The sequence below is a fragment of the Streptomyces sp. NBC_01635 genome (genome assembly GCF_045209715.1).
Classification (GTDB): domain Bacteria; phylum Actinomycetota; class Actinomycetes; order Streptomycetales; family Streptomycetaceae; genus Streptomyces; species Streptomyces hirsutus.
This window is the reverse complement of sequence record NZ_CP109277.1, coordinates 6699187-6713657: the sequence shown is the minus strand read 5'-3', so window position 1 is coordinate 6713657 and position 14471 is coordinate 6699187. Positions and strand designations below refer to the sequence as shown.

Below are 14471 nucleotides of genomic sequence, written 5' to 3'. Positions count from 1 at the left end.
ACAGCGTCCTGGCCGGGTACGGCCCCGTCGTCGTGGCTGCGAAGCGCCGGGCGATCAGCGGACCTCGGTGATCTCCGGTCCGCGCGCCAGCTGTCCCATGCCGCCCGCGAAGCGGGAGCCCTCGGAGGCCTCCTCCTGCTGCACGCCCTCGGGGACCATCTGCGCGTCGTCGGGCAGCTTCAGGACGATCGGGTCGCGCGGCGCCATCGGGCCCTCCCCGCGCACCACGACCGTGTCCCGGAAGATCTGCTCCAGCAGCCCGGCGGCCTGCGGCTGCACCGCGCCCTGACCCGAGATCACCCCGCGCAGGAACCAGCGCGGTCCGTCCACGCCGACGAACCGGACGACCTGGAAGCCGCCCGTGCCGTCCGGCAGCTGCACCGGCACCTGGGCCCGCAGCTCCCAGCCCAGCGGGCCCTCGACCTCGTCGATGATGCCGCCCTGCTGGGTGATGCCGGCCGCGATCTCCTCGCGGACCTCGCCCCAGATGCCCTCACGCTTGGGGGCCGCGAAACCCTGCAACTGGATGGCGCTGTCGTGCAGCACGACGGTGGCCGCGACGATCGCGTCGCCGGCGACCTCGACCCGCAGCTCCATGCCGTCCACTCCGGGCACGAACAGACCGCCCAGGTCGACCCTGCCCTCGCCGGGCTCCCTCACCTCGGAGCTGTCCCAGGGCCCGTCGGGCCGCGGCGCCGGCTCGAGCCTCAGCCGCTCGGTCGCACCGCCCGCCTCCGTGTCGACACCGTCGACGACCTGCTCGGCCTCGCCGGCCGCGTCCTCGGCGGCATCCCTCTTCTTGCGACGTCCGAACACGTCACTGTCCTTCCCGGTCGGATACGACCGAAGCGTATCGATTCCCACCCACTGCGCCGCCGACGGCGGCCTGAACGCTTGTGCCGCTCTTACCTTCCACCGCGGCATGGCCGCCGGTGGATCCGAAGCCCCCCTCGGCCCGTACCGAGCGGGGCAGCTCCGCGACCGGCACGAAACGGACCCGCTCGACCTGCTGGACGACCAGTTGGGCAATCCGGTCGAAACGCTCGAACCGCACGGCCTCGCGCGGGTCGAGATTCACCACGATCACCTTGATCTCCCCACGGTACCCGGCATCAACCGTCCCCGGGGCATTCACCAGGGCGACGCCGCAGCGCGCGGCCAGTCCGGATCGCGGGTGCACGAAGGCCGCGTACCCCTCCGGCAGGGCCACAGACACTCCGGTGGGCAGAACGGCCCGTTCCCCGGGCGCGAGTTCGCACGCCTCGGTGGTCCGCAGGTCGGCACCCGCGTCACCGGGGTGCTCGTACGCCGGAAGCGGCACGTCCGGGTCGACGCGCCGGATCAGCACCTCGAGCCGGCCCTCAGGACGCGCGTCGCCCCAGGGTCCGGTCACGGGTTCACCTCGAAGGCGCGGGCGCGACGGACCTGGTCCGGGTCGCCCATGGCCGCCTGGATCTCCTCCTCGCGGCCGTGGTCGACGAAGTGGTCGATCTTGACCTCGACGAACAGCGCGTTGGCGCGGACCGCGACCGGGCCGTCGGGGCCGCCGATGCGTCCGGTCGCGGTGGAGTAGATCTTCCGTCCGGCCACCGCGGTCACCTCCGCCTCCAGGTGGAGGGTGGCGTCGACCGGCACGGGACGGACGTAGTCGGTCTCGAGCCTGCCGGTCACGGCGATCGTGCGCAGCAGCCAGCTCAGCGCGCCGAGCGTCTCGTCCAGCGCACTGGCGAGCACCCCGCCGTGCGCGAGACCCGGGGCGCCCTGGTGGGCGGGGCGCACGGTGAACGAGGCGGTGACCGACACGCCTTCGCCGGCCCGCGCCTCGATGTGCAGCCCGTGGGGCTGCTCGCCGCCGCAGCCGAAGCACTGGTCGTAGTGGGCGCCGAGCAGCTCACCGGGGGCGGGAGCATCCGGATGACGCACCGGCGGCACGGCGTCGGCGGGGGGATGAAGAGTTGAGGAAGTACCACTCACAGGCGCAGACCTTACCCGCCCGCCCGTCACCCACCACCGCCCTGCTCGACAGCGCTTCGCGCCGACCACCTCGATCCGCCCGTCACCCACCACCGCCCTGCTCGACAGCGCTTCGCGCCGACCACCTCGACCCGCCCGTCACCCACCACCGCCCCGCCTGACAGCACTTCGCGCCCGCCGCCCTGGCCGCGGCCCTGTGCCGGCACCGTGCCAAGCTTGGATCCATGCAGCTCTCCGCCCTGCCTTACGAAGAACGCCTGACCGCTCCCCGCTCCTGGTGGCTGATCTCCTTGCTCGCGGGTGTCTCGATGGCACTGATCGTGCTGCCGTTGGGCGTCCTGCCGATGCTCGGCGGCCTGGCCGGCGGCACCGCGGCGGCCGCGGCGGCGGCCAGCGCGTACGGCTCGGTGCGGATCCGGGTCGTGGGCGGCCTGCTGATCGCCGGGGAGGCGAAGATCCCGGTGTCGGCGCTGGGCGAGATGGAGGTCCTGGACGCCGAGGAGGCACGTGCCTGGCGCACCCACCGGGCGGACCCGCGCTGCTTCATGCTGCTGCGGGCCTACGTGCCGGGGGCGCTGCGGGTGGAGATCACCGACCCGGAGGACCCGACGCCGTACGCCTTCCTGTCGACGCGCGAGCCGGAACGGCTGGCGGAGGCCCTGCGGGCGGCGAAGGCCGCCGCGTAGTACGGCGGGGAACGCCCGGGCGAACCGTCACCTGGGGGGCATCAGGGGGGCCGACGAGGTCCGTCGCCCACTGCCCCGTCGTTCCCGCCCGCCGTCGTTTCCGCTGTGCCGTATTCGGGATCAGCCGGATCAGCCTCTCTTGGGACCGTCGCTCCCGTCCGGGTGGCCGCCGCTGCGGAGTGCCTTGCGGAGGGCGCCGCCGGTGAGCTTGTCCATCTCCAGGACGTCGGCCGGGGCGTCGAGGGCGGGGAGAGCGGGCAACGCGTCCCAGGGGACCTGGATCTTGCGGAGGTCGGTCTGGATGCGAGTGGCGAGCTTCCTGGTGTCCCGGCGGTTCATGACCGCGCCGACGGCGGCTCCCACCAGGAACGGCATCAGGTTCGGCAGGTTGCGGACGGTGCGCTTCATGATCCGCTGGCGCAGTTCGCGCTTCATGCGGCTGTTCAGCGCCGCGTTCACGGTCGAGGGCTTGCTCGCCTCGATCCCGCGCTCCTGTGACCAGGAGTTCAGATACACGGTGCTGCGCTGCACGAGATGGCCGGCCGGGCGTACGCCGTAGACCTCGTGGAGTTCGGCGATCAGCTTGAGTTCGATCGCCGCGACGCCGGTGATCTCGGCGGCCAGCTCCGTCGGCATCGCGGGAGGCACCGGCATCGCCGCCGCCGCGCCCACACCGGCCCCGACCGTCGCCGTGGCCCTGGAGGCGCCCGCCACGAGCTTCTCCGCGAGTTCCTCGGGACCGAGCCCGGGGAACTGCCGGCGCAGCGTCCCCAGGTCCCGTACGGGCACCCGCGGGGCGAGTTCGATGATCCGGTCCGCGAGGTACGCCAGGCCCGCACGCGCGCGGGCGCCGCCCTTCTGGGCGCCTTCCCTGGCCTTGTCACGGACCGCCGCCGCGCGTCTGCGGGCCACCGGGGCCGCGGCGGTGACCTCCACGGGTGCCGGGAGGTCACCCCGGTCGGCTACGGGTTCGAGCGAGGCCGCCCCGGTATCGGTCGAGCCGGTATCGGTTGAGCCTCGCTCGTGATCACGCGCGTCGCGACGGGGGCCGTCCTGCGGCCCCGAGTCCGCTCCCCTCGGGAGGAAGCGGCGCTTCCGAGGTGGGGTCGAGCCAGTCACGGCCGACCCGCCCTCAGTCGCAGTCGCGGCAGATCGGCTGGCCGTTCTTCTCTCGGGCCAGCTGGCTGCGGTGGTGCACCAGGAAGCAGCTCATGCAGGTGAACTCGTCCTGCTGCTTGGGCAGGACCCGGACGGCCAGCTCTTCGTTCGACAGGTCCGCGCCGGGCAGCTCGAGGCCTTCCGCGGCCTCGAACTCGTCGACGTCGACGGCCGAGGCCGACTTGTCGTTGCGGCGGGCCTTCAGCTCTTCAAGACTGTCCGAGTCGACGTCGTCGTCGGTCTTGCGTGGAGTGTCGTAATCGGTTGCCATGGTCGCTCTCCCCCTCTGGGTGTATGCGGTCTCTTCAGCGCACGTAACGCGCGAGAGGCCGGACTTGTGCCCGACCCGAGGCGGAGATTTTGCCTCACATCAAGGTCTGTTACTCAATCGACACCCAACCGAACCCCTCACGAGCGGTCGGCTTGGATGGCGATGGGGACCGTACACGGTCCGAACGCGGCACTTCAAAGCCGCCTCACCGTGTACTTCCCGTAATCGAAGCCCCTGAAAACCGGGATATACCCGGCCTTCCGGGGACTTCATGATCACGGAGCGTCGACGGACCGGACATCCCCCCTGTGATCGATCCCACAGGGGGGTCGCCGGGGAGACGCTCCGGCGATTCCGCCCAAAGCGAACACCCCGTCGTGTCGGCGACATGATGTCAGATCGGCAGAGTGACTCGCATCACGAGCCCGCCGCCCTCACGCGGCTGGGCATAGATGTGCCCGCCGTGCGCCCGCGCCACCGACCGGACGATGGAGAGCCCCAGACCGACCCCCTTGTCGCTGCCCGTCCGCTCGGTGCGCAACCGCCGGAAGGGCTCGAACAGATTGTCGACCTCGTACGCCGGTACCACCGGGCCCGTGTTGGACACCACCAGGACCGCCTGCCCGTGTTCGACGTCGGTGGTGACCTCCACCCACCCCTGCTCGGCCACGTTGTAGCGCACGGCGTTCTGGACCAGGTTCAGGGCGATCCGCTCCAGCAGGACGCCGTTGCCCCGGACGACCGCGGGCTTCCGCACTCCGCGGATCTCCACACCCTTGGCCTGCGCCTCGGCGTGCACCTGGTCGATGGCCTGGGAGGCCACCTCGGCGAGATCCACCGGCTTGCGCTCGACGATCTGGTTGTCGCTGCGGGCGAGCAGCAGCAGGCCCTCCACGAGCTGCTCGCTGCGCTCGTTGGTAGCCAGCAGCGTCTTGCCGAGCTGCTGGAGCTCGACCGGCGCGCCCGGGTCGGAGAGGTGCACCTCGAGCAGCGTGCGATTGATCGCCAGCGGGGTGCGCAGCTCGTGCGAGGCGTTGCCCACGAAGCGCTGCTGGGCGGTGAAGGCCCGCTGCAACCGCTCCAGCATGTCGTCGAAGGTGTCGGCCAGCTCCTTGAGCTCGTCGTCCGGGCCGTCCAGCTCGATCCGGCGGGACAGGTCGGAGCCCGCCACCGCGCGCGCGGTGCGGGTGATCCGGCCCAGCGGCGACAGGACGCGGCCGGCCATGGCGTACCCGAAGGCGAAGGCGATGACCGCGAGGCCGAGCAGGGCCAGGAGCGAGCGGCTGAGCAGGTTGTCCAGGGCGTGCTGGCGCTGCTTGTTCACACAGGCGTTCAGCGCGGCGTTCAGCTCCTCGGCGGGCAGCCGGGCGCTGTGCAGCCGGCAGATGTCGCTGGACACCTGCCCGGACACGATCTCGAAGGGCAGGTCGCTGCCCACGTTCAGCGCGTTCGCGGCGAGCAGGTAGATGATCGACAGCAGCAGGATCCCGGCGATCAGGAACATGCCGCCGTAGAGCAGGGTGAGCCGTATCCGGATGGTCGGGCGCAGCCAGGGGAAGGGCGGTACGGGATGTCGGGGGTCCCAGGTGGGCTTCGGAGGTGCCGGCGGGGGCGGCGGTGTGGGGGTGGGAGTGGTGGCCACGGGATCAGATCCGGTAGCCCGAGCCGGGCACGGTCACGATGACCGGCGGCTCGCCCAGTTTGCGGCGCAGGGTCATGACGGTCACCCGCACCACGTTGGTGAACGGGTCGGTGTTCTCGTCCCAGGCCTTCTCGAGGAGCTGTTCGGCCGAGACGACGGCGCCCTCGCTGCGCATGAGCACTTCCAGGACGGCGAACTCCTTGGGCGCGAGCTGGACCTCCCTGCCGTCGCGGAAGACCTCGCGACGGTTGGGGTCGAGCTTGATCCCGGCGCGCTCCAGGACCGGCGGCAGCGGCACGCTGGTGCGCCGCCCCAGGGCGCGCACCCGCGCGATGAGCTCACTGAACGCGAAGGGCTTGGGCAGATAGTCGTCGGCGCCGATCTCCAGGCCCGCGACACGGTCGCTGACGTCGCCCGAGGCCGTGAGCATCAGCACGCGCGTGGGCATGCCGAGTTCGACGATCCTGCGGCACACGTCGTCACCGTGCACGAGGGGGAGGTCGCGGTCGAGGACGACCACGTCGTAGTCGTTGACGCCGATGCGCTCGAGGGCGGCCGCACCGTCGTACACGACGTCGACGGCCATGGCCTCCCGGCGCAGTCCGGTGGCCACCGCATCGGCGAGCAGTTGCTCGTCCTCGACGACGAGTACGCGCACGTCGCTTGTCCTTCCTACGTCCTGCCGGGCAGCGCTCCGGAGCGCACGCGCGCAGGGTCCTGGTGAGTGTGTTGCCTCCATCCTGCCCTTTTCGGCCGTAAGTCGGCTGTAAGCCGGGGAACGGGCGGTGGCGGGAGGGGACGGGCCGGGCGGCGGGCCGCGGCGGAGGGCCACCGGACCGGGAAGCGGGCGGTGGCGGGCCGGCGCGGGCCCGGCGAACGGGCGGTGGCGCGAGGGCGGGGGACCGGGGAACGTCCCGGGGAACGGATGGGGAATACGAGATTTCCTCGTCCGGTTAGGTTTCCGCGGAAGGGAGCCTGGGGAGGACGGGTTTTACATCCCGCGATCACGCTCTGCTTGCACCGCACCACCATGCGGTGTGCTTCGGTCCGTTTCCCGCAGGGCGGACCCGGATGTCCGAAGCCGTAGCCCCCCGGCCGAGCGGCGCCGGTCATCCACCGGAAGCGTGATCGTCCCTTTCCGAACCGGCACACCCCCGTGCCATCGACCCACGACCCAGGACGAGGGGGCGCAGCATGGACGCTTTCACCGCAGGACTTCTGCAGCGCATAAGGACGACCGAGTCCGATCTGTCCCGGGCTCGCGACGAGGGCGACGACTTCCTCGTCGAGGTGGAGCAGGGCGAGCTCGACGACCTGCGCCGGCTCGCCGCCGAGCACGGTGTGGAGGTCGGCGTGGCCCGCGTCTGATCAGCCCGATGCCATGAGCTCGACATGACTCGACAGGAGCGGGCCCCGGCGAATCCAGCGCCGGGGCCCGCTTCGTCGTTCTCCGGAATCTCAGAGATCTCAGAGATCTCCGTGGCCCTCGTCCCGGCCTTCCGTCAGTCGTGCCAGGCGCCGAAGTCCTCCAGCAGCCGCTGGAGGGGCTCGAAGACACCCGGGGTGGCCGCGACCGCGAGGTCCCACGAGGGACGCTCACCGGGCCGTCCACCGGTCAGCGCGCCCGCTTCCCGGGCGATCAGGTCCCCCGCGGCCAGGTCCCAGGGATGCAACCCGCGCTCGTAGTAGCCGTCGAGCCGGCCGCAGGCCAGGTCGCAGAGGTCGACCGCGGCCGAACCGCCGCGCCGGATGTCCCGCAGGAGCGGGATCAGCCGTTGCGCGACACCGGCCTGGTGGGTGCGCACCTCGGTGACGTAGTTGAAGCCGGTCGAGACCAGCGCCCGGTCCAGGGGCGGTGACGGGCGGCAGGTCAGCGTGCGCTCGCCCTCCCACGCGCCGGTGGCCCGTGCCCCGCCGCCGCGGACCGCGTGATACGTCTCACCCCGCATCGGGGCGGCGACCACCCCGACGACGGTCTCGCCGTCCTGCTCGGCGGCGATGGAGACGGCCCACGTGGGCAGCCCGTACAGGTAGTTGACCGTGCCGTCGAGCGGGTCGATCACCCAGCGGACGCCGCTGGTGCCCTCGGTCGAGCCGCCCTCCTCGCCGAGGACGCCGTCGTCGGGCCGGTGCTCGGCGATCAGCCCGGTGATCAGCTTCTCGGCCGCGATGTCCATCTCGGTGACCACGTCGATCGGGCTGGACTTGGTCGCGGCGACCTCGAGGTCGGCCGGGCGGCCGTCCCGCAGCAGCTCACCCGCGCGGCGTGCCGCTTCGCGGGCCAGCTGCAGCAGTTCCGCGTGCAGGGGGTCGGTCACGGCGCGCTCCTCAGGCGTAGGGGCTTTCCGGCGGATCAAGTCGGAGGTAACTGGCAGCATCTTTCCAGCTGGGGCGAGCGGGGTCTGGTGCGTGCAGCTGCAAGGCGGAGGAGAGAGTCGACGCGATGGGGGTCCCCCCGCTCGAGCGAAGTCGAGAGTGGGGGAGTCGGCGACCGACGACAACGCCGCTGGGGGCACCCCCTGCTCGAAGAGCTTGGGGGAGGGCGTGCCAGACCCCGCGTCTCCGGCATGATCCGCCGGACAGCCCCTAAGGGCTGTCGGCGCCCGCGGCGGCGGGCCGCGGGGCACGGGCCGGACAGCAGCCCACCGGGCAGAGGTTGTGGCTCGCGCCGAGTCCGCCCAGGACGCAGGGGGCGACGTCCTCGCCGCGTTCGGTGGCGGCGCGCTCCACGACCAGGTCGCGGATCGCGGCGGCGAACCTCGGGTCGGCGCCCACGGTCGCCGAGCGGCGCACCGGCAGCCCCAGTTCTCCGGCCTTGGCCGTGGCCTCGGTGTCGAGGTCGTAGAGGACCTCCATGTGGTCGGAGACGAAGCCGATGGGAGCCATGACCACGGCCGGGGCCCCGGCCGCGTGCCGCTCCTCGAGGTGGTCGCAGATGTCGGGCTCCAGCCAGGGGATGTGCGGGGCTCCGGAGCGGGACTGGTAGACGAGCTGCCAGGGGTGCTCCACTCCGGTGCGCTCCCGCACCGCGTCGGCGATCAGCCGGGCCACCTCCAGGTGCTGTGCCACGTACGCACCGCCGTCGCCGTGCTGCTCGACGGGGCCCGAGGTGTCGGCGGCGGCGAGGGGGATCGAGTGGGTGCAGAAGGCGATGTGGGCGCCCTCGCGCACCTCCTCGGGCAGGTCGGCGAGCGAGCGGACGATCCCGTCGACCATGGGCTCCACGAAGCCGGGGTGGTTGAAGTAGTGCCGCAGCTTGTCGACCCGGGGCAGCTCCAGGCCCTCGGCCGCCAGCGCCGCCAGGGAGTCGGCAAGGTCCTCGCGGTACTGGCGGCAGCCGGAGTACGAGGCGTAGGCGCTGGTGGCCAGGACGACGATGCGGCGGCGGCCGTCGCGGATCATCTCGCGCAGGGTGTCGGTCAGGTAGGGCGCCCAGTTGCGGTTGCCCCAGTAGACCGGGAGGTTCAGGCCGTGGCCGGCGAAGTCCTTGCGCAGGGCGTCCAGCAGGGCGCGGTTCTGTTCGTTGATGGGGCTGACCCCGCCGAACAGGAAGTAGTGCTCCCCGACCTCTTTCAGGCGTTCCTTGGGGATGCCGCGCCCGCGCGTCACGTTCTCCAGGAACGGGACCACGTCGTCCGGGCCTTCGGGACCGCCGAAGGAGAGCAGGAGCAGGGCGTCGTAGGGGGTGGGATCGAGCTCGTCAGGCATGCCTCGATCCTGCCACCCGTCGCAGGCCGCCGGGCAACGGCGGGGGGCCGACCGGGCCGCGCCCCTGTCCCCAGGAGACATTAGGGTTACCTAACCCGTAAGCTGTATCGCCTGCGGTCGCGCCTTACTGAGAGCTTCGGAGACCTCGTGCCCAGCCCTTATCCCGCCCTGTTCGCCGCCCCTGGCAGCAAGGCCTTCTCCGCCGCGGGGTTCATCGGCCGGATGCCCCTGGCCATGATGGGCATCGGCGTGGTCACGATGGTGTCCCAGCTGACCGGACGGTACGGGCTCGCCGGCGCCCTGTCGGCCACCATCGCCCTGGCCGCCGCGGTCGCGGGCCCTCAGGTCTCCCGCCTGGTGGACCAGTACGGGCAGCGGCGGGTGCTGCGTCCGGCGACGCTGCTCGCGCTCGGCGCGGCGGCCCTGCTGCTGCTCGCCGCGCACTACGGCTGGCCGGACTGGGTGCTCTTCGTCGCCTGCGCCGGCATCGGCTGCGTCCCGAGCCTCGGCGCGATGATCCGGGCCCGCTGGGCCGCCCTGTACCGCGGCACCCCGCAGCTGCACACCGCGTACTCCTTCGAGTCCGTGGTGGACGAGATGTGCTTCATCCTCGGGCCGATCATCTCCATCGGGCTGTCCACGGCGTGGTTCCCCGAGGCCGGTCCGCTGCTCGCGGCCTGCTTCCTCGCGGTCGGCGTCTTCTGGCTGACGGCCCAGCACGCCACCGAACCGGCCCCGCACCCGCGCGAGCGCACGGGCGACGGCGGCAGGGTCATGGGCGGCGGTACGGCGCTGAGCTCCCCGGGCCTGCAGGTCCTGGTGGCCACCTTCGCGGCGACGGGGGCGATCTTCGGCGGCGTGGACGTGGTCACCGTGGCCTTCGCGGAGGAGCGCGGGCACAAGGCCGCCGCCAGCGTGGTGCTCGCCGTGTACGCGCTGGGCTCCTGCGTGGCGGGCCTGACATTCGGGCTGATGCGTTTCGCCGGGGCGCCCGAGCGCCGCTGGCTGCTGGGCATATGTGCCATGGCCGTGAGTATGATCCCCCTCCTACTGGTCGGAAACCTGCCGTTTCTGGCCGTGGCGCTGTTCGTTGCGGGTCTGTCCATCGCTCCCACGATGATCACGACGATGTCCCTCATCGAAGAGCACGTACCACGCGCGCAGCTCACCGAAGGCATGACCTGGGTGAGCACCGGGCTCGCGGTCGGGGTCGCTCTCGGCTCCGCCGCGTCCGGCTGGGTGATCGACGCGGCCGGGGCGCGTGCCGGGTACGGGGTTCCGGCGGTGTCCGGGGCCGTCGCGGTCGCGGTCGGTTTCCTCGGGTACCGTCGGCTCAAGCGGCCGGCTCCGGGTCGGGGAGGCTCCGTTGGGCAGCACGGCGAGCACGAGGAACGGAACGTGGCGTAACTGGGGAGGCACCGTCCTCGCCCACCCCGCGCGGGAGGTCGCGCCGGCCTCCGTCGACGAACTGGCGGCGGTCGTGCGCCGGGCCGCCGAGGACGGTCTTCCGGTGAAGGCGGTGGGCACCGGGCACTCCTTCACCTCGATCGCGGCCACCGACGGTGTGCAGATCCGCCCTCATCTGCTGGCGGGGATCCGGGACATCGACCGCGAGGCGGGCACCGTCACGGTCGGGGCCGGCACCCCGATCAAGCGGCTCAACGCGGCTCTCGCGCGGGAAGGGCTGTCGCTCACCAACATGGGCGACATCATGGAGCAGACCGTCTCCGGGGCCACCAGCACCGGCACCCACGGGACCGGCCGCGACTCGGCCTCCCTCGCCGCGCAGATCCGAGGGCTGGAGCTGGTCACCGCCGACGGTTCGGTGCTCACCTGCTCGGCGGAGGGGACCGCCGAGGAGCGCGCGGTCTTCGCCGCGGCCCGGATCGGTCTCGGCGCCCTCGGCATCGTCTCCGCGATCACCTTCGCGGTCGAGCCGATCTTCCTGCTCACGGCCCGCGAGGAGCCGATGCCCCTGGACCGGGTGCTGGCCGAGTTCGACGAACTGCACGCCGAGAACGAGCACTTCGAGTTCTACTGGTTCCCGCACACCGGAAACACGAACACCAAGCGGAACAACCGCAGCGCCGGCCCGGAACGGCCGGTGCATCCCGTCCGGGGCTGGATCGACGACGAGTTCCTCTCCAACGGCGTCTTCCAGGCGGCGAACTGGGTCGGCCGCGCGGTGCCCGCGACCGTCCCCACCCTCGCGCGCGTCTCCAGCAGGGCCCTGTCCGCGCGGACCTACACCGACATCCCGTACAAGGTGTTCACGTCGCCGCGCCGGGTGCGCTTCGTGGAGATGGAGTACGCGGTGCCGCGCGAAGCCCTGGTGGACACGCTGCGCGAACTGAAGGCCATGGTCGACCGCTCCCCCCTGCGGGTCAGCTTTCCCGTCGAGGTGCGCACGGCCCCGGCCGACGACATCCCCCTGTCCACGGCTTCCGGCCGCGACACCGCGTACATCGCGGTCCACATGTTCCGGGGCACCCCCTATCAGGGGTACTTCACGGCGGCGGAGCGCATCTTCACCGCCCATGAGGGCCGGCCCCACTGGGGGAAGATCAACACACGGGACGCCGCGTACTTCTCCCGGGTGTATCCGCGTTTCGCCGAGTTCACGGCACTGCGGGACCGTCTTGATCCGGAACGCCTGTTCCGGAACGACTATCTGCGGAGGGTCCTGGGGACGTAGCGAACGCGTCCGGTTCCGGGCTCGCGGTGCCGTCGGAGTCCTGGTTCCCGGTGCCCTCCGGGGTCACCGCCGGCGCGTTCCCGCCGTCCGGTGCGTCGCCGCCGGAGCCGGTGGCCGCTCCCTCCTCCCCGGGCGTCGCGGAGGGCGTGGGGACCGGCCCGACCCCGCCGGAGCCGCCTGACTCCTCCGGGGTACCGGAGCCGTCCGACGTCCCGGAGTCGCCGGAGGTACCGGGATCCTGCTCGTCCGAACCGCCGGAGCCGGACGAGTCACCGGAGCCGGACGTGCCCTCACCGGTGATCGCGTTGCCGACGGTGGTGTCCGGTGCGCCGCTGAGACTCTGGCCCGAAGCGAGTTCGTAGACGGTTATTCCGGCCATCGTGACCCCGAACACCAGCGCGGCCGCGACCACGGCCCGTTTCAAGCCCCGCCGCACTTCCCTGGCCCGGCCGCGGTACACGGTGCCCTCGGTGAACTCGCCCGGCGCCCGCGAGGGCTGCCTCCCGGCCGGCACCGCGGACGCCCGGCCCGGCGCCGCGGCGGCCACCCGGAGCTGCTCACCGGTGCGCTTGAAGAAGTGCTGGAAGATCGTTCCACCGCAGGTGGCGACGATGCTCATGACTCCGGCGCCGATGATGGTCCCGTAGACGCCGAAGGACGAGGCGAGCTGGGCGCCCAGCACCGCGGCCACCCCGCTGCCCGCGACCTGCGGCACGCTCAGCTCGATCCGCGCGCGCTTCCCCTCCTCCGCGTCACCGTTCCCATCCGCGACAACCGGCCTTTCACGCATTCCTGGACCTTGCCTGACTTCCCGTACGTTCCCGCACACGAGCGATCAACTGCACGACAAAGGGACGCCCGAGCGAAGTCATTAGTTCCGTTTTCGGTGATTGCGTGAAGTTTCCCACGCCCGGATTCGGTGGATCCGGGCCGGCGCGGCCGAGTAGCGCCCCTTGCGGGAAGTCGGGTGGCGCGCCGATCCACGCACATGGCCCGAATGGAGTACTGTGGCGAGCCCTGGGTCCGGTCGCCCATCAGGGTGCTCGGGTTCCTTGAGGACCGCCGGGAGGGGGCCAGTTGCACAGGGTGACGCATTTGGTCACTTAGCGTTGCGAATAGGTAACCGTGCCATAACGGCGAGCCAGGGCCCACGCCCGACACGCCGGGCAATTCGGCAAGGTTGTGGCAGGCTGCACCCGGGCAGGCCACACTCGACTAGCGGAAGCAGCGACGCACGTGACGTCGGCAGGCACCACCCGGGAGGTCCCCATGCCCGAACTGCGTGTCGTGGCCGTCTCGAATGACGGCACACGGCTGGTGCTGAAGGCTGCGGACAGCACGGAGTACACGCTTCCGATCGACGAACGCCTGCGCGCCGCGGTGCGTGGCGACCGTCCCCGCCTCGGCCAGATCGAGATCGAGGTGGAGAGCCATCTCCGCCCCCGCGACATCCAGGCGCGCATACGAGCCGGTGCGACCGCGGAAGAGGTCGCCCAGATGGCCGGCATCCCCGTGGACCGCGTCCGCCGCTTCGAGGGTCCCGTGCTCGCCGAGCGCGCCTTCATGGCGGAACGCGCCCGCAAGACCCCCGTCCGCCGGCCCGGTGAGAACTCCGGTCCGCCGCTGGGCGAGGCCGTGCAGGAGCGGCTGACGCTGCGCGGCGCGGAGAAGGACACCGTGCAGTGGGACTCCTGGCGTCGCGACGACGGCACCTGGGAAGTGCTGCTGGTCTACCGGGTCGCGGGCGAACCGCACTCGGCCAGCTGGACGTACGACCCGCCCCGGCGGCTCGTCCAGGCCGTCGACGACGAGGCCCGCTCACTGATCGGCGAGTCCGACGACCTCGCCGCGACGCCCGAGCCCAGCTTCCCGTTCGTACCGCGCATCGCCCGGCTGCCCCGCGACCGCCCGCTGGACCGTCCGGGTGACCGCGAGCGGCAGGGCCTGCCGCCGGGTCAGGAATCCGAACCCGACGACGAGTTGGTGGCCACGGCCGGCGGTGAGCGGGACTCGCTCACCAGCCTGCTGGAGGCGGTGCCGAGCTTCCGGGGCGACCTGGTGGTTCCCGAGCGGGCCTCCGAGCCGGCCGTCGAGGAGCCGGACGGCGAACCCGAGGTCGAGGAGCCGCCGGCTCCCGCGGCCTCGGCCGGTGCCGCCTACGCCGACGTTCTGATGCCCCGTGCCGTCACCAGCCACCGGGACCGTCTCGTCGGCTCCACGGACCGTCAGGCGGAGGCGGACGGAGTCCGTCCGGGCCGTCGCGCGGCGGTGCCGAGCTGGGACGAGATCGTGTTCGGGACCCGGCGCAAGAAGCAGGAGTAACCCTGCGGGAGCGGC

Annotated in this window: 15 protein-coding genes; 5 read left to right on the top strand and 10 right to left on the bottom strand. The window is 71.9% G+C overall.

Going from position 1 to position 14471, the window contains the following annotated elements:
- Nucleotides 1-54: 54 nt before the first annotated feature.
- The 3 genes from OHB56_RS31120 to OHB56_RS31110 are packed head-to-tail and all read right to left on the bottom strand — an operon-like array spanning nucleotide 55 to nucleotide 1974.
- Nucleotides 55-816 carry a DUF3710 domain-containing protein gene (locus OHB56_RS31120; RefSeq protein ID WP_326755173.1) on the bottom strand — a complete coding sequence of 254 codons (762 nt, stop codon included), beginning with the start codon at nucleotides 814-816 and terminating at the stop codon, nucleotides 55-57.
- Between the two features lies 1 nt (nucleotide 817).
- Nucleotides 818-1393 (bottom strand): dUTP diphosphatase, encoded by a 576-nt coding sequence (gene dut / locus OHB56_RS31115; protein WP_406356842.1) that lies wholly within the window; start codon nucleotides 1391-1393, stop codon nucleotides 818-820.
- The gene (locus OHB56_RS31110; protein ID WP_326755171.1) at nucleotides 1390-1974 is read right to left on the bottom strand and encodes a PaaI family thioesterase; all 585 of its coding nucleotides are present in this window, start codon (nucleotides 1972-1974) and stop codon (nucleotides 1390-1392) included. Before OHB56_RS31110 ends, dut begins: the two co-directional genes overlap by 4 nt.
- Nucleotides 1975-2198: 224 nt before the next feature.
- Between OHB56_RS31110 and OHB56_RS31105 the strand changes: the two genes are divergently transcribed.
- The gene (locus OHB56_RS31105; protein ID WP_055593330.1) at nucleotides 2199-2660 is read left to right on the top strand and encodes a DUF3093 domain-containing protein; all 462 of its coding nucleotides are present in this window, start codon (nucleotides 2199-2201) and stop codon (nucleotides 2658-2660) included.
- 129 nt (nucleotides 2661-2789) lie between these two features.
- Here OHB56_RS31105 and OHB56_RS31100 read toward each other — a convergent pair whose 3' ends face one another.
- The 4 genes from OHB56_RS31100 to OHB56_RS31085 all read right to left on the bottom strand — a co-directional run bounded on the left by OHB56_RS31100 (nucleotide 2790) and on the right by OHB56_RS31085 (nucleotide 6389).
- Complete coding sequence (locus OHB56_RS31100; RefSeq protein WP_326755170.1) at nucleotides 2790-3779, bottom strand: hypothetical protein; 990 nt, start codon at nucleotides 3777-3779, stop codon at nucleotides 2790-2792.
- 13 nt (nucleotides 3780-3792) lie between these two features.
- Complete coding sequence (locus tag OHB56_RS31095) at nucleotides 3793-4089, bottom strand: DUF4193 domain-containing protein (protein WP_003993510.1); 297 nt, start codon at nucleotides 4087-4089, stop codon at nucleotides 3793-3795.
- 394 nt (nucleotides 4090-4483) lie between these two features.
- On the bottom strand, nucleotides 4484-5731 hold the full coding sequence (locus OHB56_RS31090) for a sensor histidine kinase (RefSeq protein ID WP_406356839.1): 1248 nt from the start codon (nucleotides 5729-5731) through the stop codon (nucleotides 4484-4486).
- A 4-nt stretch (nucleotides 5732-5735) separates the two neighbouring features.
- Nucleotides 5736-6389 (bottom strand): response regulator transcription factor, encoded by a 654-nt coding sequence (locus OHB56_RS31085; RefSeq protein WP_326755168.1) that lies wholly within the window; start codon nucleotides 6387-6389, stop codon nucleotides 5736-5738.
- Between the two features lie 536 nt (nucleotides 6390-6925).
- Here OHB56_RS31085 and OHB56_RS31080 point away from each other — a divergent pair.
- Entirely contained in the window at nucleotides 6926-7099 is a 174-nt protein-coding gene (locus OHB56_RS31080) for a hypothetical protein (protein WP_167353796.1), read from the top strand.
- Nucleotides 7100-7233: 134 nt separating this feature from the next.
- Here OHB56_RS31080 and OHB56_RS31075 read toward each other — a convergent pair whose 3' ends face one another.
- Together OHB56_RS31075 and OHB56_RS31070 are read right to left on the bottom strand one after the other, a co-directional pair.
- Nucleotides 7234-8049: an inositol monophosphatase family protein gene (locus OHB56_RS31075; protein ID WP_055625951.1), complete on the bottom strand. Its 816-nt coding sequence runs from the start codon at nucleotides 8047-8049 to the stop codon at nucleotides 7234-7236.
- Between the two features lie 268 nt (nucleotides 8050-8317).
- Nucleotides 8318-9439 (bottom strand): ferrochelatase, encoded by a 1122-nt coding sequence (locus tag OHB56_RS31070; protein WP_406356836.1) that lies wholly within the window; start codon nucleotides 9437-9439, stop codon nucleotides 8318-8320.
- A 147-nt stretch (nucleotides 9440-9586) separates the two neighbouring features.
- On the opposite strand from OHB56_RS31070, the gene OHB56_RS31065 reads away from it, so the two are divergent.
- Complete coding sequence (locus tag OHB56_RS31065; protein ID WP_406356834.1) at nucleotides 9587-10846, top strand: MFS transporter; 1260 nt, start codon at nucleotides 9587-9589, stop codon at nucleotides 10844-10846.
- Nucleotides 10806-12134 carry a D-arabinono-1,4-lactone oxidase gene (locus OHB56_RS31060; protein WP_406356832.1) on the top strand — a complete coding sequence of 443 codons (1329 nt, stop codon included), beginning with the start codon at nucleotides 10806-10808 and terminating at the stop codon, nucleotides 12132-12134. The genes OHB56_RS31065 and OHB56_RS31060 overlap by 41 nt, the downstream gene beginning before the upstream one ends.
- On the opposite strand, the gene OHB56_RS31055 is transcribed toward OHB56_RS31060, so the two are convergent.
- The gene (locus tag OHB56_RS31055; RefSeq protein ID WP_406356831.1) at nucleotides 12058-12924 is read right to left on the bottom strand and encodes a hypothetical protein; all 867 of its coding nucleotides are present in this window, start codon (nucleotides 12922-12924) and stop codon (nucleotides 12058-12060) included. The two genes, OHB56_RS31060 and OHB56_RS31055, sit on opposite strands and share 77 nt — an antisense overlap.
- Nucleotides 12925-13403: 479 nt before the next feature.
- Here OHB56_RS31055 and sepH point away from each other — a divergent pair, with 479 nt between their 5' ends.
- Nucleotides 13404-14456 (top strand): septation protein SepH, encoded by a 1053-nt coding sequence (sepH, locus tag OHB56_RS31050; protein ID WP_406356829.1) that lies wholly within the window; start codon nucleotides 13404-13406, stop codon nucleotides 14454-14456.
- The last annotated feature ends 15 nt before the right edge of the window (nucleotides 14457-14471 follow it).

Bases quoted from the DNA above. Each gene is read 5' to 3' on its own strand.
- OHB56_RS31105 (WP_055593330.1), top strand. From the start codon at position 2,199: ATGCAGCTCTCCGCCCTGCCTTACGAAGAACGCCTGACCGCTCCCCGC.
- OHB56_RS31095 (WP_003993510.1), bottom strand. From the start codon at position 4,089: ATGGCAACCGATTACGACACTCCACGCAAGACCGACGACGACGTCGAC.
- OHB56_RS31080 (WP_167353796.1), top strand. From the start codon at position 6,926: ATGGACGCTTTCACCGCAGGACTTCTGCAGCGCATAAGGACGACCGAG.
- OHB56_RS31070 (WP_406356836.1), bottom strand. From the start codon at position 9,439: ATGCCTGACGAGCTCGATCCCACCCCCTACGACGCCCTGCTCCTGCTC.
- OHB56_RS31055 (WP_406356831.1), bottom strand. From the start codon at position 12,924: ATGCGTGAAAGGCCGGTTGTCGCGGATGGGAACGGTGACGCGGAGGAG.
- sepH (WP_406356829.1), top strand. From the start codon at position 13,404: ATGCCCGAACTGCGTGTCGTGGCCGTCTCGAATGACGGCACACGGCTG.